The organism is Sphingomonas sp. Root720, from assembly GCF_001428605.1.
Taxonomy (GTDB): Bacteria; Pseudomonadota; Alphaproteobacteria; order Sphingomonadales; family Sphingomonadaceae; genus Rhizorhabdus.
Window position 1 is genome coordinate 584987 of sequence record NZ_LMID01000011.1, and the last position, 25320, is coordinate 610306.

Genomic DNA, 25320 nt, shown 5'->3' on the forward strand with positions numbered 1-25320 from the left:
ACATCCATGTTCGTCTTTCCCTGTAAGATCTCCGCTCTCGCAGACGGGGAAAGGCAGGTCGTTACGTAAAGGTCCCGATAAGGTCAGATGCCCATGCCGGCTGCGAAGGCGATCCGCAGGGCGTCGGACAAGCTGCGCACGTCGAGCTTCGACATGAGGTTGGCACGGTGGACTTCGACGGTGCGAGGCGAGATGCCCAGATCATAGGCGATCGTCTTGTTGGGAAGGCCCTGCGCAAGCCCTTCGAGCACGTCGCGTTCGCGCGGGGTCAGGACGCCGAGGAGCGTCCGAGCCTCGGACGCGCGGACGGCGATCTCGTCCGATGCTGCAATCCGTTGAAACGCGGTCTCGATCGAGGAGAGCAGCGTCGCCTTCTCGAAGGGCTTCTCCAGGAAATCGACAGCTCCGGCCTTCATGGCCCGGACCGCGATGGTCACGTCGCCATGGCCTGTCAGGATGATGACGGGCATCGTGATCCCGCGCTCGATCATGGCTTGCTGTACCTCGAGCCCGTCCATCTCCGGCATCCGCACGTCGAGCAGGACGCATCCCTCGGCGGCATGACGGACCTCCTTGAGGAACGCGACCCCGCTCGGCCAGGTCTCGACGGCGAAACCCGAGGTCTTGAGCATGAAGCCCGTCGACCGGCGGATGGCATCCTCGTCGTCGACGATATGGACCAATCTCTTGTCAATCATCATCCCCGTCCTCCATTCCGGCACGTACGAGCGTGAAGTGAAATTCGGTGCCGCCGCCGGGCGCGGGAAGCATCCAGATCCGTCCCCCATTGGCTTCGACGATCGTCCGGCAGATCGAAAGTCCGAGGCCCATTCCCTCTGTCTTCGAGCTCACGAAGGCCGTGAACAGCTGGGCGGCGATCTCCGGAGCCACGCCCGGACCGGTATCGGCGACGGTGACCCTGACGAAACCGGGCTGATCGGGCCGGCTCGACACGGTCAGCTTGCGGATAGCGCTCTCCGACATCGCTTCGATAGCGTTACGGATGAGGTTGATGAGCACCTGCTGGATCTGGACCTTGTCGACGAGAACCGGCGACGCATAGGGATCAAGATCGAACGCGGGCTCCACACCCTTTTCCTTCGCCCCCATCAATCCCAGAACGGCGGCTTCGTTGATCAGCGGAGGCAGGCGCTCCACCGTCTTCTCGATCTCGCCTCGTGCGACGAAATCCCGCAGCCGTCGTACGATATGGCCAGCACGGAGCGCTTCCTTGGCTGTGTCGTCGAGCGCTTCCCGCATCATCGGGAAGTTCTCGGGATCGGGGTGGTCGAGCAGATCGCGGACGGTTTCGGCGTAGTTCGCGACGGCGGTGATCGGCTGGTTGAGCTCGTGCGCCAAGGTGGAAGCCATCGTGCCCATGGCGCTCACGCGCGAGACGTGGATCAGTTCGGCCTGAAGGGATTCGAGCCGTTCCTCGGTGCGCTGACGTTCGGTCAGATCGCGGATGAAGCCGGTGAAGAGGCGCTGCGCGCCCTCGGTCGTCTCGCCGATCGACAGTTCCATGGGAAAGGTCGTGCCGTCCTTGCGTTCACCGAATACCACCCGGCCGATGCCGATGATCCGCTTCTCGCCGGTCTGGAGATAGCGCGCGAGATACGAGTCATGCCGCTCGCGGTCGGGGTTCGGCATCAAGCAACTGACATTGCTCCCCAGCAGCTCGGCTTCGCCATAGCCGAAGAGCCGTTCGGCCGCGGCGCTGAAAGAGATGATCACGCCCTGGTCATCGATAACCACCATAGCGTCCGGCACGGTCGAGAGGATCGAGCGCAGGTGGCTTTCTCGCGACAGCACCGCTTCCTCGGTCGCCCGTCGTTCGGTGATATCCGAGATGATCTTGGCAAAACCACGCAGCGTGCCGTCGGCATCGCGGAGCGCCGTCATGGTGACGCTGGCCAGAAACTCCGACCCGTCCTTGCGAACCCGCCAGTCCTCCTCCTCGATCTTGCCGGCGGAGGCCACGCGCGCAAGGTCATGTGCCGGCTTTCCGGCCTCAACCGCATCGGCCGGATAGAAAAGCGCGCTGCTCTTGCCGACGATTTCGGCTTCGGACCAACCCTTGAGCCGCTCCGCGCCCTCGTTCCAGATGGTTACGTTGCCGTCGACATCGAGCATGTAGATCGCATGGCCGTGGGCGCCGTCGATGAGCAGGTTGAGCTCCTCGGCGATTGCGCTGGCCTCCTTGCTGCGCTGCTCGGCGCGCGCATCGTTGGCGAGCGCGCGGTTGCGTGACCGATTGACCGCCCCGGCCAGGATGATGATTCCCGACGCCGTCAACGCGAAGATACCGGTCTCCACCAGTGCGCTCATGGCGAAGCCGTGGATGTTGGCGAAGTGGATGCCGATGGGAAGGGCTATGGCGGCAGCGACAGTTCCGGCGACAGGGCCCGCCCAGATGCTCGCCAGCAGGATCGGCAGCGCGAAGGGCAGGAAGGCCGCATGATCCCCGAGCCATGGCTGCGCGGCATATCGCAGCGCGGCGGTCAGGCCTACCAGCGCGAGCGCCACCCCGATACGGCCCGCGAAGGAGCGACATTCAAACCTGATCATCGGCATGGATTCCATTCGCGCGATGTCGGCCGACGGTCGGCTCGGCGCCATTCGTTCGGCCCGTCTCGCTACAGTTCGCTCATAATCTGTATTAGCATGACGGGGAATTTCGGGAAATCCTCGCATAAGTATTGTGCCGTATGGGTCGGTGGAGCGCTAACCGGCGAAACGGAGGTACGAAATGCGTGATTTTACGGATAGGGCTCAGCACGATATCTGCTGCGGAGATCGCGTTGTCAGGCGTGCGTGCGCTCGTCTTCGAACCGCCGCTCGAGCAGCTTCATACGGTCGACGATGCTGAAGAAGAAGGCGGTCGACCAGCCCAGCAGGATGATCCCGTTGGCGCCTTCGATGGCGCCCAGAACACGGCTGCCCCGCGGCAGGATAACGTCGCCATAGCCGATGGTGACATAGGTGGTGGTGGAGAAATAAAGTGCCCGCTCCCAATCGCCGAATATACTCAGATAGCGATAGGCAGCGGCCCACTCCCAGATCTCCGCCGTGTGGAGCCCGAACAGGCCGAAGGCGACCGTCATCACGACGGCGATCGATGTCAGCATGTCGATCATCGGCGACCGTGCGCGGCGGTGGCGGCGCAGCAGCGCGAGGAAGGCGGCGAGGCCGAGAAGGTGGAAGAACACCGTCGTCGCCACGATCAGCGAGGCAAGGAACAGCTGGTTTGCGAGCGTCATCCGCACATTGTTGGCCTGCCGCCGCGACCGACCAACTGGGGAGTCTACGTAGCGATCGCTGTGGGGAGGTCTTCTAATGTCGGGGCGAGCGGCAAGTCCGCATTCGCCACCGATCCAGAAGGGACCCGCACATGATCCTGCCACGGCTGTCTTCCGATCCCGTCCGCCAGCGCACCAGCATCGGTGTTCTGGCGCTCGCGGCGGTGCTCATGATCACCGCGACGGGCGCTGTCTTGGAGCCGGGTCACGACGCGACGCGGCAGAGCGCGTCGACCAGCGGCAGCGTTGCCGCCGCCGTCGGCTCCGCGCTTTTGCGCCACTGACGGACTCGGGGGCCCGCCCCGCGGGGAGGTGCCCCGCGATCTGGCGCTCCCGGCGGCCACCCCGTCGGCGCAACCTCTGCATCGGGCTCGCAGATCCCGACGGGCTGTGGAGATTACGAATAGGGTCGAGGCGACCGCCGCGCCATCACCAAGGCTGCTGCTGGCGATCGGCAGTGCCATCCACGGGAGGACGTCCCATGTCGATCCGCGATCTGCAGTCTTTGCTTCACGCCCGCTCGGTGGTCGTCGTCGGCGGCTCGTCCCGCCCCGGCTCGCTCGGCAGCGATCTTCTCGCCAACATCGCTGCAGGAGGATTTCGCGGTCCCATTTTCGCGGTAAACCCGAATCCGGTGGAAGCATCGGGCGTTCGCTGGTTCGCGTCGATCGAAGCGTTGCCGGAGGTCCCCGACCTAGCGCTGATCGTCACGCCGGCGGCAACGGTCGCCGCCATCGTCGAAGGTCTCGGCCGGTTCGGCGTTCGTGTCGCCGTCATTCTGTCGGCCGGCTTCGAAGCCGATGCGGCATCGCGCGCCGCCATTCTCGATCGGGCCCGGGCCTGCGGCGTGCGTCTCATCGGTCCCAACACGCTCGGCTTGATCGCACCCGGCAACGCGCTCAACGCCTCTTTCGCGCTCAGCGCGGCAAAGCCTGGCGGCCTGGCGCTCGTCTCGCAGAGCGGCGCGATCATTGCGGCGATGATCGATTGGGCTGCGCACCGTCCGATCGGATTTTCCGGCATCGTGTCGGTTGGCGACATGGTCGATGTCGATCTGGGGGACCTGATCGACCTGTTTGCCGTCGATCCGGCGACCGACGCAATCCTGCTCTATCTCGAGCAGGTGACCGCGCCGGAGAAGTTCATTTCCGCGGCGCGCGCCGCAGCCCGTCTGAAGCCGGTCATCGCCATCAAGGCGGGCCGGACCGCCGATGGCGCCGCTGCCGCGCGCTCGCACACCGGCGCGCTCGCCGGTTCGGCCGAGGTGTATGAAGCCGTGCTCGAACGCTGCGGCGTGGTCCTCGTCGACAGCCTCACCGGACTTCTCGATGCCGCCGAGGTGACCGCCAAGCTGAAACCGCCCCGAGGCAACCGGGTCGCAATCATGACGAATGGCGGCGGCGCGGGCATTCTCGCCGCCGATGCGCTGGGCGACGCCGGCGCGGTGCTTTCTCCCCTCGATGCCGTACAGCGCGCGCAGCTCGATGCGATCCTGCCTCCAGCCTGGTCGCGCGGCAATCCGGTCGACCTGCTCGGCGATGCGGGTCCCGCACGCTACGGCGCCGCGCTCAAGATCCTGTTGGGCGCATCGGGTACCGACGCGCTGCTTCTTTTCCACTGCCCGACCCGCGGATCGGCACCGATGGCCGTGGCCGAGGCGGTCGCCGCCGAAGTGCGCGCGGCGCGCGCCGCCGGCAGCCGCATGCCCGTCATCGCCTGTTGGCTGGGGGCGCCCGACGAGGCGGTGCGCGGCGTGCTGGCGGCGGCGGGGATACCCCTCTTCACGACCCCCGATGATAGCGTTCGAGCCTTTGGCTATCTCTTGGCGGCGGGTCGCGCACAGGCCGGACTCGTCGAAAGGCAACCGGCCCGAGGGGAGGTCCCGCCCGACCGCGCCGGAGCGCGCCGGCTCATCGCCGGCGTGCGGCAAGCCGGCCGGACGCAGATGACCGAGATCGAAGCCAAGGCGTTGCTTGCGGCCTATGGAGTCCCGATCATCCCGACCCGCTTTGCCGCGAAAGCCGAAAATGTGCTCGACGCATGTACCGGACTGGCGCCGCCCTATGCTGTCAAGATCGTCTCGCCCGATCTCACGCACAAGGCCGATGTCGGCGGAGTTGCGCTCGGGCTTTCGTCTGGCAGTACAGCCGCTACCGCCGCCTTCACCATGGCGGAGCGTGTCCATCGCCTTCATCCCGAGGCAAGGATCGAAGGCTTCGCCGTCGAGACGATGAGCACGCGCCCCCAGGCGATCGAACTTATCGCCGGGATCGCCAACGATCCGACCTTCGGGCCGGTGATATTGTTCGGCGCGGGAGGGCATGCCGTCGAAATCATCGACGACAAGGCGCTCGGATTGCCGCCGCTCGACCGCGCCCAGGCCGAGGCGATGATCGACAGGACGCGTGTCGCGCGCCAGTTGCGAGGCTATCGCACGCGCTTGCCGTCCGACATGTCCGCTATCGTCGATACATTATGTGCGCTTTCGGCGATCGCGGTCGATCATCCCGAAATCCTCGAACTCGACATCAACCCGTTGATCGCCGACGCCGATGGGGTGATGGCGCTCGATGCGCGCGCGGTCGTCAGTGTCGAGGTGTCACCGGCTTCCCGGCTCGTCATTCGTCCGGTGCCCGTCCTGTGGAGCGCCGATCTGGTCACGCGATCGGGCGCGCATATCCATGTCAGACCCGTCGTTCCCGAAGACGAGGCTTTGCTGGCCGAGATGTTTCGTCATGTGAGCGCGGAGGATCTGCGCTTCCGTTTCCTGTCGAGTCTTCGCGAGGTCGACCATGACCATCTCGCGATGATGACCCAGGTCGATTATCGCCGAACGATCAGTTTCGTTGCCCTGGCGTCCGATGGCGCCGCCATCGCCGTCGCGATGCTCGCTGCCGATGCCGACCGAAGTCGTGCCGAGGTCGCGCTCTCGACCCGCTCCGACTGGAAGGGCCAAGGGGTCAGCTACACGCTGCTGGAGCATGTCTTGCGCTATGCGACCGCCGAGGGCATCGCGACGCTTGAGGCGATCGAGAGCGCCGACCATGACGAGGCGATCACCCTTGAGCGCGATCTCGGCTTCGAGCCCCGGAGGAGCCCGGACGACCCCAGCCTGAAGATCGTCCGCCGTGTGCTGACCCCCTCGGCCGCCTGAGCGATGCGGAAGCGCAGGCGAAACGTCCTCGTCATCGACGGCCATCCCGATGCCGACATGGCAAGGCTCGGCCATGCCATGGCGGCCGCCTACCGTGCCGGTGCGGAAGCCGGCGGCCACGAGGTGCGTACCGTCACGCTGGCGACCCTCGATATTGCGCCTCTAGGCAGCCGGGCCGAATGGGAGACGGGTGAGGCGCCGCGGGCCATAGGCGCGCTGCAGCAGGATCTCCTGTGGGCCGATCATCTCGTCATCCTCTTTCCGCTCTGGCTCGGCGATATGCCCGGTCTGCTGAAAGGGTTGTTCGAGCAGCTCCTGCGCCCCGGATACGCCTTTGCCGAACAGGAAGGACGGCTTCGTCCCCGTCTCGCCCGTCGTTCGGCGCGCCTTATCGTGACGATGGGCATGCCGGCTCTGATCTACCGGCTATGGTTCGGGGCGCATGCAGTAAGATTGCTGAGGCGCAACATCCTCGGCTTCGTTGGGATCGGTCCAGTGCGCGCTAGCCTGTTCGGGATGATCGACCGGCGTGGGGCGGCCCGCCGGGCATTGCGTCGAACGGCGGCCCTGGGCCGGCGCGGGCGCTGACCACCTTCTCTTCGACAAGGAAAGGGCCGCGGAATCGCCGGCGGCCCTTTCCCGTTGCGGCTGTCAGGCGGCAAGCGTGATGTTGTCTTCCACCCGGGTGACCCCCGGCGCCCCCAAGGCGGCGCGCTCGGCGATCTGCCGTTCATGCCAGCCCTTGACCGAGCCGGCGAGGATCACCTTGTTGCCGTCGGTGTGCACCGTCACTGCGGCGGCGTCGGCATCTGCCTGCCGCTTGATGGCGGCGACGATCCGGTCCCTGACCACATTGGCATTGGCACGCTGCCGAATCTCGATGAGGTTGCCGACGCCGATGACGCCGTTGATCTTGCCGGCGACCTTCCGGGCCTCCTCCATCTGATAATGCCAGTCGACCGTGCCCGAAAGCGTCACCCAGCCATGCTCGACCTTCACCTGGATCGCGTTGTCCGGAATCAGCGCGCTCCACTTGAACATGTCGAGGATCCGTTGGGCGATTTCATGATCGGCGGTCTTCGGATCCGAGGCGAAGCGCACCTTGAGCTCCTCGGCCAGCGCACGCACGCCCGAGACGCGGCGCGTAGCCTTTTCGGCCGCCATCTTGCCGGCGTAGCTCGTCACATAGCCCGAAAGCGTGACGACGCCCTGGTTGACGGCGACGCCGATGTCGGCGCTATCGACGCTCGGCTCCCATTCCAGCTCGGCGATGACGTCGCGCTGCAATTGGCTATCGGTTTTCATGATGGAAGTCCTTTCGTTCGGGGGGATGAACGTCGTCCGACGCGGACGGCGGGCTCGTCGACGGTCGGATCGAGGGCCATCGGCAAGGTCAGCGCCACGACGGTGCCGCGGCCGGCGCGGCTGCGCAGGCGCATGGCGCCGTGGCTCGTTCGGGCGAAATGGCGCACCCGGCCGAGGCCCGTACCCCTGGCTGCGGCGTGGCGATGGCCCGCGAACGCCAGGCGGGCCCCTTCCGCATCCATGCCGACGCCATCGTCGGCGATCGTGACGCGCACGCGCTTGCCCTCCAGGCGCAGGCGCACGACGATCCGGCCGGGAGGAAGGAGTGCCGCGCTCGCATTCGCGACGAGTTCGAGGATCGCCGCCTCGAACAGAGCCGGCACGAGCTTCACGAGCGGCCGGGCCCTGGTGAGATCGAATCGAACCGTCGCGTTGTGCCCCGCGATCGCCCGGATCATCGGCGCCATGGCCAGAAGGCGGTTTCCGATATCGAACAATGTGGGAAGATCGATCTCCGAGGCACGGGCGAGCAGGTTCGACGTAAGCTGTCCGCCGCGCTGCGCGGCGTCTTCGATCGCGGCAAGGAGCGTGGCGCGCTGCGCGCCGGCCGGTCCGTCCGCGAGCATATGCTTGGCCGACGCGACGACCCCAAAGAGGTTGCGCAGGTCATGGATGAGGCCACGCTCGACCGATGTCGTGCGGGTGCTCAGCGAGTCGATGATCGTCATGGGGTCGCCCTACCGATGGTTTCGGGGGAATGATGCTCAGCCGTCGCAAGCGGATGAATCCGGGATGTCCCTAAGGGTTCGCAATCGAACCGCACGCCATGAGGTCGACCGCAACACCTCATCGCGCGATATCGATGCGCTCACCCAGATCGGCCTGCAGCTGGTAAGTGTACGTAGCGACAGAAGGCCACCGGCGGCGCAAGCAAAGCGAAACAGGAGATTCCGATGCAGCATCGCCGCGTCATGCGCCTGGCCCGTCCCGGAGCGCGTCTGGAAAGCGTCGTCGAGGCGATCCCCGTGCCCGGGCGGCATCAGCTGCTTGTCGAAGTGGGTGCCTGCGGCGTGTGCCGTACCGATCTTCACGTCTGCGACGGCGATATCCCCGCCCATTACCCCATCATACCCGGCCATGAAATCGTGGGCCGGGTGACGGCGATCGGCTCGGACGTCACGAATTTCCTGCCGGGCGATCGCGTCGGCGTCCCGTGGCTGGGCGGCACATGCGGTCGCTGCGCCTTCTGCCGCAGCGGACGGGAGAATCTCTGCGACGCGCCTGTCTTTACCGGATGCACCGTGGACGGCGGCTATGCGACGCATGCGCTCGCGGATGCGCGCTACTGCTTCGCGATCCCGCCCGAGATAGACGACGTCTCCGCGGCGCCGCTGCTGTGCGCCGGTCTGATCGGCTGGCGCGCGCTGCGGCTGGCGGGGGAAGGGAAGAGGATCGGTCTCTACGGATTTGGCGCGGCGGCGCATCTCCTGGCGCAAGTCGCTATCGGCCAGGCGCGCGACGTCTATGCGTTCACCCGGCCGGGCGACGATCGCGGGCAGTCCTTCGCCCGGTCGCTGGGTTGCGCCTGGGCAGGCGGGTCGGACGAAATGCCGCCGGCGCTTCTCGATGCGGCCCTGATCTTCGCGCCCGTCGGAGCGCTCGTGCCCTTGGCGCTCAAGGCCGTCACAAAGGGTGGCCGCGTCGTCTGCGCGGGTATTCACATGACCGACATCCCGTCCTTCCCCTACGCCGATCTCTGGGGCGAGCGCTCGATCCTGTCGGTCGCCAATCTGACGCGGGAAGACGGCGTCGGTTTTTTCCAGGCGGTCGGGCAAAGCAAGGTGCGCGCGGTTACGCATGTGTTTCCGCTGGAAGAAGCCGAAGCGGCGATCGCCAGCCTGCGCGAGGGACGTGTCGATGGCGCAGTGGTGTTGGTCCCGTCGCCCCTGGCCGGCCCCGCGAGCGATGTCGAGACCACCGTGCCGAGCCGCGGCGCCAGGGTCGGGGCATGATCCCAGAGGGGATTCCGCCGTTGCGCGGCGGCGCGATCGATCCGGAAATATCGGCGTTTCTCACCTCGGGGCAAGCCTTCGGCGGCGAGCGGCCGTCGCGGCGGATCGACACCCATGCTGCGAGCATATTCCTCACCGCGACCCGTGCCTGGAAGCTCAAGAGGCCCGTCAATCTCGGTTATCTCGATTTCTCCACGATCGAGGCGCGCCACGCCGCGCTCGTCGCCGAGGACCGGCTCAACCGGCGCACGGCGCCCGGGCTGTACCATGGGGTCCGCGCGATCACGCGAGACGGGCATGACGAACTCTCGCTCGACGGCCCCGGTACGCCTGTCGACTGGCTGCTCGAAATGGAGCGCTTTCCCGATGACGCCCTCCTGAGCGATCGCGCGGCGCGGGGACGGCTCGAACCGGGCATCAGTCTCGCGCTCGGCGACTCTATCGCGCGTTTCCACGGCATGGCGGAGATCGTCTTGGGACCCGGCGCCGCGCGGCGATTCCAGAAGGTCGCCGATGCCAATCGCGTCGCGATGGCGCGCTATCCCGACCAGCTCGATCCGGAGCGCACGCAAGTCCTTGGCGATCGGATTTCCGCCCTCGGCAAGGCGCAGGCCGCCCGCTTGGAAGCGCGAGGCCGGCGCGGGCATGTCCGGCGCTGCCATGGTGATCTCCACCTCGCCAATATCGCCCTCATCGACGGCAAGCCGACGCCGTTCGACTGCCTTGAGTTCGACGACGAGCTCGCCACGACCGACGTGTTGTACGACCTGGGCTTCCTGCTTATGGACCTTTGGCACCGGGACCTGCCGGTGGAGGCCAATCTTGTGGCCAACCGCTATCTCGATCTCATGCCAGCCGAAGAGGACGCGATCGGACTATTGCCGCTCTTCATGGCCGTGCGCGCGCAGGTTCGCGCGCATGTCGCGGCGGCGCGGTCGGTGCAGGGGCAGGATCGAACCGCTCGATCCGAGGCCGCGGAATATCTCCTCCTCGCCGAGAAGCTGCTCGAGCCGGTCAAGCCGAGCCTCGTGGCGATCGGCGGCCTGTCGGGCACCGGCAAGTCAACCGTCGCGCGACAGGTAGCGGGTGCGCTTGGACGCCCGCCCGGCGCGCGCATCCTACGCTCCGACGTGCTGCGCAAGCAGCGCGCGGGCCTTCTGCTCGAGGTTCGGCTTCCGCCCGGCGCCTATACGCCCGCAGAACGGCGTGCTGTCTATGCGGACCTTATGCACCATGCGCGCCTGGTTCTGAGCGATGGCCAGGCCGTCATCGCCGACGCCGTCTTTGCAGATGAGGTTGGCCGCGCGGCGATCGCCGCGGTCGCGGCGGAGGCACAGGTCGACTTCAGCGGGATCTGGCTCGATGCGCCCGAGGACATGCGTGCGGCGCGGGTCGCCTCGCGCGGTCCCGATCCCTCGGATGCGACGCCGGCGGTCGTGCATGCACAAGGTGCGGCATCGGCCGTACCGCCGGTGGACTGGATAGCGGTATCGGCCGTCGGTACGATCGATGAGATCGTCGCCGAGGTTCGTTCGAGGCTTAACCTCGATCTTTTCGGACCGGACCGGCCCGCCGGTCATCGGCACTAATGCGCCAGAAGCAGCGGTACCGGGCTGTTGTCGAGCATCGTGCGGGTAACGCCGCCGAACAGGGCTTCCCGGAAACGGCTATGGTTGAAACCGCCCATCACGACATAGGCGTAGCCCGAGCTGGCCTGGGCGAGGATGGCATCCGCGACATGCCTGACACCGGGACGGCGCGAAATTTGGGCATGGATGTCGTAGCGCGACAGATAGGCCGCCGCGTCCTCGATGGGCACCGCCGCCTGGCGATCTCCGAGCTCGATCAGATCGACGTCGCTGGCGCGTTGAAGGAACGGGACCGCCGCCTGAAGGGCCGCATGGGCCGGCGCCGAGCCATCCCAACACATGAGCGCCCGCCCGCCGACATCGATCCCGCGCGTGTCCTGCGGCACCGCCAGCACCGGTCTGCCGCTGGCCAGCACGATTTCGCCGACGGCGCTACGCATGTCGGGAACGGGAAAGGCGTCGATGTGGCGATTGACCACGATCAGGTCGGCGAGGCCCGCCGCGCGTTTGAGACTGGGGATGAGCGGGTCCGTCATATCGATCATCGACCAGGGCACATCCTCGCTGGCGAACCGGGCTTCGAGTTTCGCGCGATTGATCGTCTCGGTGGCGCTCTCCTCGGCCAGCAGGTCGACGGTGCCGGCGACGGCATAGAAGTCGCCCATCACGACGGGCATCAGCGCGACGTCTAGGCAGACGAGGTGGCCCTCGAAGGCGCGCGTCACATCGAGCGCCGCCTGCAATCTGGCTTCCTGGCCAGGGTCGTCATGAACGAGAAGCAGGATCGTCTTCATCGGTGCCTCCTTCGGCCGTGCGCGAAATAGCGATGTCCGTATCGCTATGGGCTCGGGCCGAGGCGAAAAATCGGGAATTATACGAATGGGGGGAGCGCGGCTGGGAGGATTGCGGATGGAGACATGGCCATCACCGTCCCATCATCGCCCGATGATCGACGGGTCCCATCCTCAGTCGCTGCTCTATGTCAGCCACAGCTGCCTGGTGCGTCCGCGGGACGACCTCGAAATCGCCAGGATCATCGAGGTCTCGCGCGAGAGGAACCGCGCCCTCGACGTGACGGGCGCCCTCATCGCGACCTACCGCTTCTTTGCGCAGATCCTCGAAGGTCCGGATGCGGCGCTCGACGAACTCATGGCAAGCATAGCGCGTGATTGGCGCCACCGGGAGGTGACGGTGGTTCGCCGCGAGGCGCTTTCGGCCCGTCGCTTCGATGGCTGGTCGATGGCCTATTCCGGGGCAGCGGGCTATGTCGACCGCGACATCGCGCCTCTCTTTACGCGATCGGGGCTCGGTTCCCTGCCCGACACAGACCGGCTCATTCGCCTGCTCCGCGAATTCGTTCGATCACCCTTGTGACCGCTACTCGGGATCGACGCCGGGACGCAGACTCGCCCGGCCGAAAGCCCCAGGGGCGTCCTCAATGGCCGAGCAGCAACGGCAGGGCGCTCGTGGAGAGCAGGCGCTTCGTCACGCCGCCGAAGGCTTCCATCAGGCGGCCATGGTTATACGCCCCCATGACCACATAGTCGGCGCGCCACCGCTCGGCCTCCTCGGCGATGAGACGGTCGGCCGCCTGCCGTCGGTCATCGACGGTCCGCACCGACGCGTGGATGCCGTGCCGGGAAAGATATTCGGCCGCTTCGGTGGGCTCGGCGCGCTCGCCGCCATCACGTGCCATGAAGATCTCGACCTCCTGGGCAAGCGCCAGCAGAGGCACGCTGGCCCGCATCGTCGCGGCGGCGGACTCCCGGCCGTCCCACGCGACCAGCGCGCGATCGAGCTTGAGGCGCTCGAGGCTGTCAGGCACCGCCAGCACCGGCTTGCGCACCTGCGTCAGGATCCGGCTCGCGATGTCGCGCATGTCGGGGTAGGGCAGGTCGTCGAGCTGGCGGTTGAGCACGATCATGTCGGCGAGGGTTGCCGCCGCGATGACGCTTTCGGCGATCGCGCCGGTGACGTCGGCCCAGTCCCAGGCGACATCCTCATGGGCGAGACGCGCGGTCAGCGCCGTCTTGTTGGCGCTTTCGCGCTCGCGTTCCTCGGCGAGGAGCATCGCGCTGGCCGCACCACTGTAAGGATCGCCGACGATCGCCGGGAAGACGGCGACGTCGATGCACCGCAAATGGCCGTCGAGCGCCCGCGTGACGTCGAGCGCCGCCTGCAACCGCGCCTCCTGGCCAGCATCGTCATGCACGAGCAACAGGATATTCTTCATTGCCGCCTCCATCTTGGCCGACAGCAGGCTAGGGCGCGCCCGGCCCGCCAGGAATGCGTGATGATACGGATGGAGCCGCCGCTCCTTCCGCGCGCGGGGCCTCGGCGGCCGCAGAATCCCCCTCCGCGCGCAGGGCGGCGCGGAAAGCCTCGAGCCGGCCCCGATAGCCTTCGGCATCGCCATAATCGAGAAAGGCGCGATAGCGCTCATGGGGAGGGCTGATCTGCACGGCGTGCTTGATCGGACACCAATATTGCTCGGTGCGGCTGGACACTTCGCGTACGTAGGCCACCACGCCATTGGCGTAGCCGCAATACAGACAGTTGAGCGCCTCGATGCCGTTCAGATAGGCGAGCCGGCCTCGATCGAGAGCGATGAAGTCGCCGCGCCGGACCCGCACGATGCCATAGGCCCGAAAGCAGATCGCCTGATACACCGTCGTCCAGATATCGATCAGGACGATCGGGACGATCAGCGAATAGATGATGGGAGCGGTCAGTACCGCGCCGAGCGACGCGCGGCCGAGATAGGGCGCGAGGCCCATGCGGAGCTTGCGGTGCTCGGCGACAAGACCTTTCTCGAAGGAGACCAGGCGGCCTTTGAGCGACCAGCCCAGCACCGTGCGGCGGCGCTCGATTTCCCGGTCCAACTCGCCCTGCAGCCGGACGATCTCGTCGGCCAGCGCGGTCATGCGCTTGGTCATGGCGTGATCAGCACCTTGAGCGCCTGCGTCTCGGCCGCACGGCCGAATGTGTCATATGCGTCGAGAATGGCATCGAGGGTGAAGCGGTGGGTGATGAGCTTCTGGGGATCGACCTTGCCCGCCGATACCGTCTTGAGCAGCATCGATGTCGTCGCGGTGTCCACCAGTCGCGTGGTGATCGCGATATTCTGCGACCATAGCCGTTCGAGATGAAGGTCGGCCTTAAGGCCATGGACGCCGATATTGGCGATGATGCCGCCCGCGGCGACGAGATCCTGGCACAGCTCGAACGTCGCGGGAACGCCCACCGCCTCGATCGCGGTATCGACCCCGCGTTGCGCGGTGATGTCGCGCACCACGGCTGCGGCGTCTTCTCGGGAGCTGTTCACGACATGGGTCGCTCCGAAGCGGCGCGCCATGTCGAGGCGATGGTCGTCGATATCGATCATGATGATCGTGGCCGGCGAGTAGAATTGGGCGGTCAGCAAGGTTGCCAGCCCGATGGGCCCGGCGCCGACGATCGCGACGCTGGCCCCGGGCTGGACCTTGCCGTTGAGCACGCCGCACTCGAAGCCCGTCGGCAGGATGTCGCTGAGCATGACGAGCGCCTCCTCGTCGGCGCCGGCGGGAATGCGGTACAGGCTCGTGTCGGCGTGGGGAATGCGCACATATTCGGCCTGCGTTCCGTCGATCATATTGCCCAGAATCCATCCGCCGGTTTCGCAATGCGAATACATGCCGCGCCGGCACGACTCGCATCGCCCGCAGCTCGAGATGCACGAGATCAGGACATGATCGCCGGGCTTGAAGGTCGATACGCCCGCGCCGACGGAATCGACCACGCCGACTCCCTCATGGCCGAGGACGCGGCCAGGCGTACAGCTCGGCACGTCGCCCTTGAGGATGTGGAGGTCGGTCCCGCAGATCGTGGTGTGCGAGATCCGGACCACCGCATCGCCCGGTGCGACGATTTGCGGCTTCGGGTGATCGTCGAGGCTTTTGAGCCCCGGACCGTGGTAGATGAGTGCCTTCACTGCGGGGCTCCCTCGGGTCGAATGCGCCTCGCGGTTTATGGGGGGAGGGCAAGCCCTCGAGACATTCGTAGATTCCCGCACGTCCGCTCTTGATACGCTCAATATATCCACTATTCTGGATATATGGATATCGAGTCGGCAATAGAGAGTCTTGGTGCGCTGGCGCAAGGTACGCGCCTCGATGCCTTCCGGCTGCTGGTGAAATGCGAGCCCGAAGGCCTCGCCGCGGGGGAGGTCGCCCGCCAGCTCGACACCCCTCAAAACACCATGTCGTCTCATCTCGCCGCGCTTTCGCGCGCCGGCCTGATCCGATCGGAGCGTCGAAGCCGCTCGATCATCTACCGCGCCGATCTCGATCGGCTGAGGGCGCTGACCCTGTTCCTCGTCAAGGATTGCTGCGGCGGCAAACCCGAATTGTGCGAACCGCTCGTCGCCGAGCTCGTCCCCTGCTGCTGACGGAGCCCATCATGACCGATCGCGTCTTCAACGTCCTGTTCCTGTGTACCGGCAATTCCGCCCGGTCGATCCTTGCGGAGAGCGCGCTCAACGAATTGGGCGCCCGTCGCTTCCGCGCCTATTCCGCCGGAAGCTTCCCGAAGGGCGCGGTGAATCCCGACGCGATCGCCCTGCTCGAGCGGATCGAATATCCGACCGCCGGCCTGCGTTCGAAGAGCTGGGACGAGTTTGCCGGACCCGACGCCCCGGTCATGGATTTCGTCTTCACCGTCTGCGACGACGCCGCGGGTGAGATTTGCCCGATCTGGCCGGGTCATCCGATGACCGCGCATTGGGGCATCGAGGACCCGAGCCTTGTGCAGGGAACCTCGGTCGAGCGGGAGACCGCCTTCGTCACCGCGCTCCGCTATCTCGAGAACCGCATCAAGCTCTTCGTCGCCCTGCCGTTCGATCGGCTCGACGCGATGGCACTTCGGGCGCGCGTCCGGGAAATCGGCCATGGCGAAGGTGCGAGCAGACGTCGCGGGGATGCCGCCTGATGTCCATCGATATCGTGATCTACCACAATCCCGATTGCGGGACGTCGCGCAACGCGCTGGCGGCGATCCGCAACGCCGGCATCGAGCCGCACGTCATCGAGTATCTCAAGACGCCGCCCAATCGTCCGCGCCTGGTTTCGCTCATCGCCCGGATGGGGATTCCGCCTCGCGCCCTGCTGCGCGAAAAAGGCACGCCCTTCGCGGATCTCGGCCTGGGCGATCCCACGCTCAGCGACGACGAACTCATAGATGCGATGATCGAGCATCCGATCCTCATCAACCGGCCGATCGTCGTATCGCCGGTCGGCGTGAAGCTATGTCGTCCATCCGAAACCGTGCTCGATCTTCTGCCGGATGCCCGGCGAGGCGCTTCCGCCGCGGAGGATGGCGGAAAGGACGTCGAGACTGCCGGCAACGGTGTCGGCTCGTGAACGCGACCGTCTCGGCCAAGCCTGCGATCGGCGGCTTCGAGCGCTATCTGAGCGCCTGGGTCGCGCTCTGCATCGTCGTGGGGATCGCGCTCGGATATGCCTTTCCCGCCCTTTTCGCCGCAATCGCTTCGGCCGAGATCGCACGCGTCAACCTCGTCGTCGCGTTGCTCATCTGGCTGATGATCGTCCCGATGCTGCTCAAGATCGACCTCGGCGCGCTGGGGTCGGTCCGCCGGCATTGGAAGGGGGTAGGCGTCACGCTCTTCATCAACTGGGCGGTGAAGCCCTTCTCGATGGCGATGCTTGGCACCCTGTTCCTGGGCGTTCTATTCCGGCCATTGCTGCCGCAGTCGGAGATCGGCCCCTACATCGCCGGCTTGATCCTGCTGGCGGCGGCGCCATGCACGGCGATGGTGTTCATATGGTCGAACCTGTGCGACGGCGAGCCGACCTATACGCTCAGCCAGGTCGCCTTGAACGATGTCATCATGATGTTCGCCTTTGCGCCTCTCGTCGCGCTGCTGCTCGGCGTCGCCTCGATCGCGGTTCCCTGGGACACGCTGCTGCTTTCGGTAGCGCTCTACATCGTCGTGCCGGTGATCGCGGCGCAACTCCTGCGCAACGCGCTGATATCGGTGGGCGGACAGCAGGCCCTCGATCGACTGCTCGGGGCCATGGGGCCCGTATCGCTGCTCGCGCTGCTGACGACGTTGGTGCTGCTGTTCGGCTTCCAGGGCCAGGCCATCATTGCCCATCCGCTGGTGATCGCGTTGATCGCGGTGCCGATCCTCATCCAGGTCTATTTCAATGCGGGGCTGGCCTATTGGCTCAGCAATCGCCTTGGTGTCGCCTGGTGCGTGGCGGCGCCCGCCGCGCTGATCGGCGCCTCGAACTTTTTCGAGCTCGCCGTCGCGGCGGCGATCAGCCTTTTCGGGCTGGATTCGGGCGCCGCGCTGGCGACCGTGGTCGGTGTGCTGGTCGAGGTGCCGGTAATGCTGTCGGTGGTCCGGATCGCGAAGGCCACGCGTCCTTGGTACGAGCGGCGCGTGCCGGCATGACCGCGGCATCGGCTTCGAGAGTCGGCTCGTCCCGCCTTCGCGTCCTTGCCGACCCCGACAATATGCCGGCGCTCGATCGCGCGATCGTGCGCCCCGATCTTGCCGCCGGCCTGGGGTCGCTCGATCGTCCCCCGCGCATTCTCCTGCTCTACGGCTCACTGCGGGAAAGGTCGTTCAGCCGCCTCGCGGTGGAGGAAGCGGCGCGGCTGCTGATCCTGTTCGGGGCCGAAACGAGGATATTCGATCCTTCGGATCTTCCGCTTCCCGATCAGGTGAAAGGGGACGATCATCCGGCGGTCCACGAACTGCGCGAACATGCGCTCTGGTCGGAGGGCATGGTCTGGTGCAGTCCCGAGCGCCATGGGCAGATTACCGGCATCATGAAGGCGCAGATCGATCATCTCCCGCTGGAGTTCGGCGGTTTGCGACCGACCCAGGGCCGGACGCTCGCGGTCATGCAGGTGTCGGGCGGGTCGCAATCCTTCAACGCGGTCAATACCCTGCGCCTGCTCGGTCGCTGGATGCGCATGTTCACGATTCCGAACCAGTCGAGCATCGCGATGGCGTGGAAGGAATTCGACGAAGCGGGCCGGCTGAAACCATCCGGCTATTATGATCGAATCGTCGATGTGATGGAGGAACTGGTGCGGTTCACCGTCCTCACCCGGGGCCATGCCGGCAAGCTCGTCGATCGCTATTCGGAACGCAAGGCCGCCGCGAGCGAGGGCGCAACAAGCGACCTTGCCACCAGATCGATCGCCTGACCCCAGCGATTCCCGAGGCGCAGGACTCTCCTCGGTCCTGGATGGACCGGAACATTACGTAAGGCGGCTTCCTCGCGTGATGCTTATCGCAATCGATCAGGCTTGGCCTTGATCGTCGAAGCAGGCCGCAACCCTGTGAACGAGCCCGATTCAGGTCAGCTGCGGAAGCGCGCGGCGCTTCCACTTCAGGCGACCAGGGCCAGAACGGAGCGACCCCATGACCCGTTTCACCGTAGCGTTCTACAACGAGCTGCCGGACTCGACCGGGCACGATCATCATGTATGCCAACGCACCATCGAAATCGCCGAAGCCCAGGACGAAGCGCAAGCCATCGAGCAGGCGATCGCCGAGTTCGAGCGGACCGAGGACGTCACCGACTGGCAACTGCACGCCCGAACGATCAAATGTTCGCCGTCGACAGGATGTTTGGCGGATCGCAACGCTGTCGCAGAGGCCTTGACCCAGCGGCTCGGCGATCTCCTCCGCCGCAGCAATAACGTCGAAGATGAGCTTCGGCACGGCCTGGATGCCGATTCCGTCGAGCAGGCAACCGACCTCGCCGATGACCAGGCCCTGGCAGAACTCGACGCCGTGTTGCTGAAGGAAGTCGCCGATATCCGTCGGGCTTTGCTGCGGATAGAGCGCGGAGATTATGGATCATGCGTTCGCTGCGGCGGACCGATCGGCGATGCGAGACTTGAGGCGCTCCCCACCGCTTCGCTTTGCATGGCGTGCGCCGAGGAAGACCGGCTCGCCTGATCGAGCACCCATCCACCACCGAGGATTTCGATATGAGCGAACATGGCCACGACCTTCACGCAGCCTTTCCCGACGACCACGACATACTGGTCGCCCTGAAAACCGATTCGGCGAAGTTCCGCGAGCTCTGGCTGCGTTATCACGCGCTGAATGAGGAGATTTTCAATTTGGACGCGGGGCTCGACGCCGGGGCCGACGAGCGCCTCGAGGCGCTCAAGAAGGAGCGTTTGGTATCGCTCGACGAAGTCGCCTCGATGATCGCGACGAAGAGGCAGGCTGAAAAGGGATGAACTGATTTTCGCCTGCGGAGATCGCCGATCGCGGCTCCGCGACCGCCGCCAGCTTCGGGCTACTACGCATGGCCGGCCGCGCGGTCCGCGTGGAAGGCATATTACAATATCCATGTTGCATGAGCTTTAACGTGACCCGACTCTCCTTCCCCGCTGCCCGCTTCCTTGTCGGCTGCTCGACCGTCCTGCTCCTGCTGAGCGCGGAAGCGGGCAACGGCGCCCTGCTGTCCGAGGCTTCGGGATCTCAATTGACCACGCCCGCAGTGGCGCGCGTCCCGTTGGCTGCGACCTGCTGGGTCGTACCAGGTGTCGAGGTGGTTCCGCCCGTGAAAGCGCGCAGTCCGCGCCGCAAGGCGGTCTCGGCACGCGCGCACCACCAGGTCCGCCGCCCCGTCAAGGTGCGCCATCGTCGGGCGGCCCGGACGCCCCTGGCGGCGAAGACATCGACGCCGCGGCCCCATGTGGAATGCTTCTATTTCGAGCCGCGCATAGTCACGGTCGAACCCTTCGCCGATGAGATGGCGCGGCTCATGGAGCCGGTCGCGACTGATGACGTCGCGATCCAGAAGCTCCTCCAGAAGCGCCAGCGCCGTCCTCGCCGCCATCGCCCGGAACCGGCGCTGCCGGCCGCCCCCGAGCCGGGGACCTGGTTGATGATGGTCAGCGGCTTCGCAGCGGTTGGAATCGCGCTGCGCCGGCGGCGGCTGTCGAGCGATGGGGGCGACGGGACCGAAGCACGTTCAGGATAAATGATCTCGGGCCGTGGCGGTGCTGAAACGGCCTCGGGTTCGTCCGGGGCGACTACCGGTCGCGCGCGCCGGGCATCGCCCAGCCGATATTGGCCAGCGCGCCGCCTTCGACGATCAGGTCGAGGGCGATCGCGAAGCCGAGCGGCCATAGCGACATTTCGGGCAGGCCCGCTCCGATCGCGGCGGCGACTCCCAATGTCGTGAGCCCCGACAGCGCCTCCCAACCGCGCAACGACGCGTCCAGGCGCGCGGCCGTGGCAAGCCGGCTGATACCGGCCATGGCCAGCGAACCGACCAGGATCAGCTCGATCCATTCCATTGCGACCAATGGCTGGAAGAGAATGGCCAGAGCCGCACATAGGTAGAGAAGGGCGGCGATGACGGTGAAGGTCGGCCATCCCCTGCGATGCGCCGCCAGGGCGTGGCTGACCTGCAGGACCCCGGCCGCCAGCATCGCGATGCTGATTTCCGCGGTGGAGAGCTTGTCGATCAGCACCAGGGCGACGCAACCGGTGATCCCAAGGATGAAAAGCGCCGCGCCGATCGAAACCGAACGCTGTCGCAATCTGGCCTCGTCACGGTCCGAACCGACGATGGTCTTGAACATGCTCACCTCCTGTGCCGACGATCAGTCTCCCCGCAGGCAGCGGCCGGCACCATTGGGAAATCTACGAAAGCGCGCCGTGCCCCGCTTGGGACAATCACCTATTCGAGCTCGTCGCCCGATCGGGCACGAGCGCCGTGAAGGAGAGATTTCATGGCGCTCGACATCCAGTTTCACGGCGCGGCCCAGACCGTGACGGGTTCATGCACCGAGGTCATCGTCGGCAATACCCATCTGCTCGTCGACTGCGGGTTGTTTCAAGGCCCCCGCAGCCTGGAGCATCTCAATTTCCAGCCGTTCGGCTTCGATGTGCGGTCGATCGACGCGGTCATTCTTACCCATGCCCATATCGATCATAGCGGGCTGCTCCCGCGCCTCGCCGCCGAAGGCTATGAAGGCCCGATCTGGATGACCCCGCCGACGCGCGATCTTATCGCTTATCTGCTCGCCGACGCCGCCCGCATCCAGGTCGGCGACGCACGCCATCACAATCTGCGCCGCGACCGCGCCGACGGGCGCAGGCAGGAACCGCTCTACACCCCGATCGATGCGGAGCGCTCGGTCGACCTCGCGCGGCTGGCCGAGCTGAACCAATGGTTCGAACCGTGCCCCGACGTGCGCGCCCGGTTCTGGGACGCTGGACATATATTGGGCGCGGCATCGGTGGAGATCGAGGCAGGCGGCGTGTCGCTGTTCTTCTCGGGCGATCTCGGCGGCAATATCGCGTCCCTGGAAGCACCGCCCTGCGGTCCCGCCGGGATCGATCATGTCATCTGCGAGTCGACCTATGGCGACCGGGTACGGCCCGACATCGATCTCGCCGAACGGCGGCGCGCGCTCAAGACCGAGATCGAAGGCGCGATGCGGGCCGGCGGCAACCTGATCATCCCGGTGTTCGCGGTCGAGCGTACCCAGGAACTGCTGCTCGATATCGCGACGCTGTTCGACGGCGGCGACGTGCAGCCCCGGCCGGTCTTCATCGACTCGCCTCTCGCGACGCGCATCACCTCGGTGTTCGCCAGCAGCGGGATCGAGAACACGCGAGACGGTGCGGTCTTTTCGCACAGTGCGTTTCACTTCACCGAGAGCAGTGCCGAATCGATCAGGCTCAACGCCATGTCCGGCGCGATCATCCTGGCCGGCTCGGGCATGTGCGAGGGTGGTCGCGTTCGCCACCACCTCGTCCACAATCTCGCCCGTCCGGACTCCACGATCCTGTTCGTCGGCTACCAGGCGCACGGAACGCTCGGCCGGCTCATCCTGGAAGGTGCCGATCGCGTGCGCATCTCCGGGCATGATGTCGCGGTGCGCGCACAGATCCGCTCGATCGACACCTATTCGGCACATGCCGATCGTGACGATCTGCTCGGTTGGATCGAGGCTCGGCGCCCGATCCGCGGCAGCCTGTTCCTCAACCATGGCGAGGCCGATGCGATCGCGTCGCTGGCGCTCGCCTGCTCGGGAAAGGGCGACGTGCGATGCCCGTCGCTGGGCGAGCGGTTCCATCTGAACCCCGGCGAACCCGCGCGACGCACGAAGACCGGCGATCCGGTCCTCCACGCATCCGTCGAACGCGATTGGCAGAACGACTATGCCGAGTTCTCGCTTCGGCTGAAACGGGAACTCGAGCTGATCGACGATCCCGCCGATCGTCGGCGCGCCATTGGCGAAATGCGGCAGGTTCTGGTCACGTATCAGCGTGCCAAGGGCAGGATCTCACAGCATCGCCACCAGCGTCGCGGCTGATAGCGCGGCGCCGGCGCCGAGCCAGAGGGCGGGCCTGTATCCACCGCGATAACCGGCGAATCCGAGGGTCAGTCCCGCCTTGGCCAGCATGTTGAGGAGCACCGGAACCGTGAGCGCCCCGGCGGCGGCGAGCGGCGGGATCCGATCGGCCGGCAATCCCGCGATCGTGAAAACGGCCGCGTCGACATCGAACAACCCGATCAGCGCCAGCACGACACCGAGCGCCAGATTGCCGAACCGCGCCAGGATCCAGTGACCGGCAAGCGATGCAAGGGCAACCACTAGGGCAAGCCCGATGGCCGCGCCGAGATCCAGGGGGTTGCCGATCGGAATGGAGGTTTCGGTCTCGGCGGGGTCCTCGACGGGGATGTGGCGAAGGCCGAGGAGGCTGCCCAGCACCGACAGGCCGAGCGCCGGTGCCAGGAAGATCGTCAGATGGGGCAGGATCGATGGAGCGAACATCGCCACGATCACGAGGATGCGCATCAGCATGATGATGTTCGCTGCGACGATGGCGGTGCCGAACAGCGATGATTTTGGCGCGGCATCGAGCCGGCGGGCCAGGGTGACCGTTGCGACCGTGGAGGAAACGACGGCGGCGGCGAGCGCGGTGACCACGACGCCGCGTCGGCCCGCTGCGCGCGCATGGAACAGGTAACCCACGAACGACAGGCCGGACACGAGCACCACGATCAACCACAGCTTGTGGGGGTTCCATGCGGCATAGGGGCCCATCGCCACGTCGGGTGCCAGCGGCAGGAGGACGAAGGCGATCACGGCGAAACGGGCCCCTGCCCGGATTTCGGGTTCATGCATGCCACGGAGCCAACGGTGGAGAGGCTGGCGGGAGGCCAGGACGATCGTGATCGTCGCGGCACCGGCGATCGCGATGTCCGGAGCGCCGGCGGTTGCGAGCGCGCCCAGTCCCAACGTCGAAAGAGCGGCGATCGTCGCGGTGATGCTCTGCCGATTGGGTTGCCGCGCGATCAGGACGTAGCCGGCGATGAGGCTCAGGCCGAAGCCGGCGATCAGTATCGCGGCGAGCAATGGCGGAAGCAGGGCCGAGATTCCGCCCCCGAGACCGAGCAGCGTGAACGTCCGCACCCCGGCGACGCGGCTGCCTTGCGCTCCCTCCCGGAGGGTCCAGCCCCGCTCAAGTCCGATGAGCAGGCCGGCTGCGCCTGCATAGCCCAGATTGACGAGGGCGGAGGGTAGATCGGGAATCGACAAGGGCTCCCCTCAATGTAGCTGGTCGCAACCACAGGCGATCGAGGAGCGCGCCGCTATGCGTATTTCCCCTTACGCCCGGTGCCGCGCGGTATCCGCGGTCGCGTGGCGATATCGGTCATCGGGCCAGGCTGGATCGATCAGGCCGCGAGGGCCGGAACCATGCCGGGGAAACAGTGGGCGAAGGAACCGTCGGTCGAGATCGCGGTCCGCAGCTCTTCATGGGTGAGGGGGGTGACGAAGCGGCATCCGGCGCGGGTCTCGGCGACCCAGAGAACGTCCGTCTCCCGCCAGCCGACCAGCGGAACGTTCAGCATCACGCGCGTTCCGGCCACGAGGCAGCCGGCTTCGGTGGCGAAGCCGCCACAGGACATGTTGGTGAGCGTGACGTCTGTTATCGCATCGCCGTCCGCGGTTTCGCTGTCGAGCGCGATGCGGACATGCGATTCGATCCTCACGTCGTGGCGCTTTTCCCGCAGGACGAATATCTTGTTGGAACGGCCGGCTTCATCATTGTGCGGCGTCGCGGCAGCTTGATCGATCATCGTAACCCTTCCAAGAATGGTGTCATCAGGGAAAGCAAATTACTGGGGGCCATCTAGCTTCCGTTACGGGAGCCGTGCAATTAGACATTAGGACGAAAGATATTTGGCCTCCGAACGACAGGGATGCCGCATCCCTGTCGTCGTCGCGCGACAGAGGCGCGCCATCGGCCTCGTACCGGCTACGGGGCGGCTCCCCCTTGGTTGTCGGGGACCGACGTAACGGCCGTTCCGATACGCACAAACCCGATGTTGTACCCATTTCAGCAGCCTTTAATCGAAGTTAACGGGCGTCGCCCGAGGGGGCTGATCGGTATGAACGGGCACGCCATCATGCCGGTGGCATGAACCCGCGATATGCCGGTCGCGCGGGGGGGAGCCGTCATCATTTGGGCGGCTGCGAAAGGACGGATGGGCTTTCCATGGCGAGATCGCATTCGGGTCGGTTCGCTCCCGGGGCCAGAAGCGGAGATCGGCGTCGATGGCGCCGCTGATCGACTTCAAGCCGGCCGCTCGGGCAGGCGACGGCCATGCGACGGGATCCGATCTTCCCGGATATCGCTATGCCCGGACTCAATGTGGCGGCGGTCGACTGGGATTCCTGCTCCCGGAGCGAGATATTGCCGACGACGGGATCTTCGGAGGCCTTCGTCAGAGGCGAGGGCGGGATGCGCAGCAAGTCGAAGTGATTGGCGAGCCCTATCGCGAGCTGGATCTTGCCGAGAGAATCCCGAGCACGCTCGGTGGATGTGGTCCGTTCATGAAGCGAGTCCCACGCGTGATGACGGGCATGGTCGCGCGTGGCTGGACAGTGTCGGGATGATG

28 protein-coding genes are annotated in these 25320 nt (G+C 66.0%); 16 read left to right on the plus strand and 12 right to left on the minus strand.

The window, feature by feature from the left end; all coding sequences use genetic code 11:
- Positions 1-83 precede the first annotated feature (83 nt).
- The 3 genes from ASE22_RS13485 to ASE22_RS13495 form a co-directional block, all read right to left on the minus strand.
- Positions 84-698: a response regulator transcription factor gene (locus ASE22_RS13485; RefSeq protein WP_056361243.1), complete on the minus strand. Its 615-nt coding sequence runs from the start codon at positions 696-698 to the stop codon at positions 84-86.
- The gene (locus ASE22_RS13490; RefSeq protein ID WP_082545506.1) at positions 691-2583 is read right to left on the minus strand and encodes a PAS domain-containing sensor histidine kinase; all 1893 of its coding nucleotides are present in this window, start codon (positions 2581-2583) and stop codon (positions 691-693) included. Before ASE22_RS13490 ends, ASE22_RS13485 begins: the two co-directional genes overlap by 8 nt.
- A 221-nt stretch (positions 2584-2804) precedes the next feature.
- Positions 2805-3260, minus strand: coding sequence for a potassium channel family protein (locus tag ASE22_RS13495; protein WP_056360178.1), 456 nt, complete (start codon positions 3258-3260; stop codon positions 2805-2807).
- 131 nt (positions 3261-3391) lie between these two features.
- Here ASE22_RS13495 and ASE22_RS13500 point away from each other — a divergent pair, with 131 nt between their 5' ends.
- The 3 genes from ASE22_RS13500 (at position 3392) to ASE22_RS13510 (ending at position 7041) form a co-directional block, all read left to right on the plus strand.
- On the plus strand, positions 3392-3583 hold the full coding sequence (locus tag ASE22_RS13500) for a hypothetical protein (protein ID WP_056360181.1): 192 nt from the start codon (positions 3392-3394) through the stop codon (positions 3581-3583).
- 197 nt (positions 3584-3780) lie between these two features.
- On the plus strand, positions 3781-6453 hold the full coding sequence (locus tag ASE22_RS13505; protein WP_056360184.1) for a bifunctional acetate--CoA ligase family protein/GNAT family N-acetyltransferase: 2673 nt from the start codon (positions 3781-3783) through the stop codon (positions 6451-6453).
- Positions 6454-6456: 3 nt separating this feature from the next.
- Positions 6457-7041: an NAD(P)H-dependent oxidoreductase gene (locus tag ASE22_RS13510; protein WP_056360187.1), complete on the plus strand. Its 585-nt coding sequence runs from the start codon at positions 6457-6459 to the stop codon at positions 7039-7041.
- 63 nt (positions 7042-7104) lie between these two features.
- Here the strand turns inward: ASE22_RS13510 and ASE22_RS13515 are convergent, their stop codons facing one another.
- Positions 7105-7758, minus strand: coding sequence for a BON domain-containing protein (locus ASE22_RS13515; RefSeq protein WP_056360190.1), 654 nt, complete (start codon positions 7756-7758; stop codon positions 7105-7107).
- Positions 7755-8486, minus strand: coding sequence for an ATP-binding protein (locus ASE22_RS13520; protein ID WP_056360193.1), 732 nt, complete (start codon positions 8484-8486; stop codon positions 7755-7757). Before ASE22_RS13520 ends, ASE22_RS13515 begins: the two co-directional genes overlap by 4 nt.
- A gap of 225 nt (positions 8487-8711) precedes the next feature.
- Between ASE22_RS13520 and ASE22_RS13525 the strand changes: the two genes are divergently transcribed.
- A complete protein-coding gene (locus ASE22_RS13525) occupies positions 8712-9770 on the plus strand; it encodes a zinc-dependent alcohol dehydrogenase family protein (RefSeq protein ID WP_082545443.1) in 1059 nt (352 codons plus the stop codon).
- Positions 9767-11359, plus strand: coding sequence for a bifunctional aminoglycoside phosphotransferase/ATP-binding protein (locus ASE22_RS13530; protein WP_056360197.1), 1593 nt, complete (start codon positions 9767-9769; stop codon positions 11357-11359). The genes ASE22_RS13525 and ASE22_RS13530 overlap by 4 nt, the downstream gene beginning before the upstream one ends.
- Here ASE22_RS13530 and ASE22_RS13535 read toward each other — a convergent pair.
- On the minus strand, positions 11356-12153 hold the full coding sequence (locus ASE22_RS13535; RefSeq protein ID WP_056360200.1) for a universal stress protein: 798 nt from the start codon (positions 12151-12153) through the stop codon (positions 11356-11358). The two genes, ASE22_RS13530 and ASE22_RS13535, sit on opposite strands and share 4 nt — an antisense overlap.
- A gap of 151 nt (positions 12154-12304) precedes the next feature.
- Here ASE22_RS13535 and ASE22_RS13540 point away from each other — a divergent pair, with 151 nt between their 5' ends.
- Entirely contained in the window at positions 12305-12733 is a 429-nt protein-coding gene (locus tag ASE22_RS13540; RefSeq protein ID WP_056360203.1) for a BLUF domain-containing protein, read from the plus strand.
- Positions 12734-12794: 61 nt separating this feature from the next.
- Here the strand turns inward: ASE22_RS13540 and ASE22_RS13545 are convergent, their stop codons facing one another.
- Genes ASE22_RS13545 through ASE22_RS13555 form a run of 3 tightly spaced genes read right to left on the minus strand, consistent with a single transcriptional unit; the run spans position 12795 to position 15329 of the window.
- Positions 12795-13592, minus strand: a complete 798-nt coding sequence (locus ASE22_RS13545) for a universal stress protein (RefSeq protein WP_056360206.1) — start codon at positions 13590-13592, stop codon at positions 12795-12797.
- A gap of 28 nt (positions 13593-13620) precedes the next feature.
- Entirely contained in the window at positions 13621-14295 is a 675-nt protein-coding gene (locus tag ASE22_RS13550) for a hypothetical protein (RefSeq protein ID WP_200933170.1), read from the minus strand.
- Complete coding sequence (locus ASE22_RS13555; protein ID WP_056360209.1) at positions 14292-15329, minus strand: zinc-dependent alcohol dehydrogenase family protein; 1038 nt, start codon at positions 15327-15329, stop codon at positions 14292-14294. Before ASE22_RS13555 ends, ASE22_RS13550 begins: the two co-directional genes overlap by 4 nt.
- A 123-nt stretch (positions 15330-15452) precedes the next feature.
- Between ASE22_RS13555 and ASE22_RS13560 the strand changes: the two genes are divergently transcribed.
- The 8 genes from ASE22_RS13560 (at position 15453) to ASE22_RS13595 (ending at position 20376) form a co-directional block, all read left to right on the plus strand.
- Entirely contained in the window at positions 15453-15785 is a 333-nt protein-coding gene (locus ASE22_RS13560; RefSeq protein ID WP_056360212.1) for an ArsR/SmtB family transcription factor, read from the plus strand.
- An 11-nt stretch (positions 15786-15796) separates the two neighbouring features.
- On the plus strand, positions 15797-16324 hold the full coding sequence (locus ASE22_RS13565; protein ID WP_056360215.1) for an arsenate reductase ArsC: 528 nt from the start codon (positions 15797-15799) through the stop codon (positions 16322-16324).
- Positions 16324-16755: an arsenate reductase (glutaredoxin) gene (arsC, locus tag ASE22_RS13570; protein ID WP_056360218.1), complete on the plus strand. Its 432-nt coding sequence runs from the start codon at positions 16324-16326 to the stop codon at positions 16753-16755. Before ASE22_RS13565 ends, arsC begins: the two co-directional genes overlap by 1 nt.
- Positions 16752-17813, plus strand: a complete 1062-nt coding sequence (gene arsB / locus ASE22_RS13575; RefSeq protein WP_056360221.1) for an ACR3 family arsenite efflux transporter — start codon at positions 16752-16754, stop codon at positions 17811-17813. The genes arsC and arsB overlap by 4 nt, the downstream gene beginning before the upstream one ends.
- Before the next feature lie 62 nt (positions 17814-17875).
- Entirely contained in the window at positions 17876-18577 is a 702-nt protein-coding gene (gene arsH / locus ASE22_RS13580; RefSeq protein ID WP_200933171.1) for an arsenical resistance protein ArsH, read from the plus strand.
- 217 nt (positions 18578-18794) lie between these two features.
- Entirely contained in the window at positions 18795-19337 is a 543-nt protein-coding gene (locus tag ASE22_RS26225) for a TraR/DksA family transcriptional regulator (protein WP_082545444.1), read from the plus strand.
- A 32-nt stretch (positions 19338-19369) separates the two neighbouring features.
- Positions 19370-19627, plus strand: a complete 258-nt coding sequence (locus tag ASE22_RS13590; RefSeq protein WP_056360227.1) for a YdcH family protein — start codon at positions 19370-19372, stop codon at positions 19625-19627.
- 68 nt (positions 19628-19695) lie between these two features.
- On the plus strand, positions 19696-20376 hold the full coding sequence (locus ASE22_RS13595; protein ID WP_082545445.1) for a PEPxxWA-CTERM sorting domain-containing protein: 681 nt from the start codon (positions 19696-19698) through the stop codon (positions 20374-20376).
- Positions 20377-20428: 52 nt separating this feature from the next.
- On the opposite strand, the gene ASE22_RS13600 is transcribed toward ASE22_RS13595, so the two are convergent.
- Entirely contained in the window at positions 20429-20983 is a 555-nt protein-coding gene (locus ASE22_RS13600; RefSeq protein ID WP_056360231.1) for a hypothetical protein, read from the minus strand.
- A gap of 150 nt (positions 20984-21133) precedes the next feature.
- Here ASE22_RS13600 and ASE22_RS13605 point away from each other — a divergent pair, with 150 nt between their 5' ends.
- Entirely contained in the window at positions 21134-22726 is a 1593-nt protein-coding gene (locus tag ASE22_RS13605) for an MBL fold metallo-hydrolase RNA specificity domain-containing protein (protein WP_056360236.1), read from the plus strand.
- Here ASE22_RS13605 and ASE22_RS13610 read toward each other — a convergent pair.
- Complete coding sequence (locus ASE22_RS13610; protein ID WP_056360239.1) at positions 22697-23956, minus strand: MgtC/SapB family protein; 1260 nt, start codon at positions 23954-23956, stop codon at positions 22697-22699. The genes ASE22_RS13605 and ASE22_RS13610 overlap by 30 nt on opposite strands.
- Before the next feature lie 137 nt (positions 23957-24093).
- Positions 24094-24498, minus strand: coding sequence for a hypothetical protein (locus ASE22_RS13615; RefSeq protein WP_056360242.1), 405 nt, complete (start codon positions 24496-24498; stop codon positions 24094-24096).
- Between the two features lie 478 nt (positions 24499-24976).
- Here ASE22_RS13615 and ASE22_RS26800 point away from each other — a divergent pair, with 478 nt between their 5' ends.
- A complete protein-coding gene (locus ASE22_RS26800) occupies positions 24977-25318 on the plus strand; it encodes a hypothetical protein (protein ID WP_156397223.1) in 342 nt (113 codons plus the stop codon).
- Positions 25319-25320 lie beyond the last annotated feature (2 nt).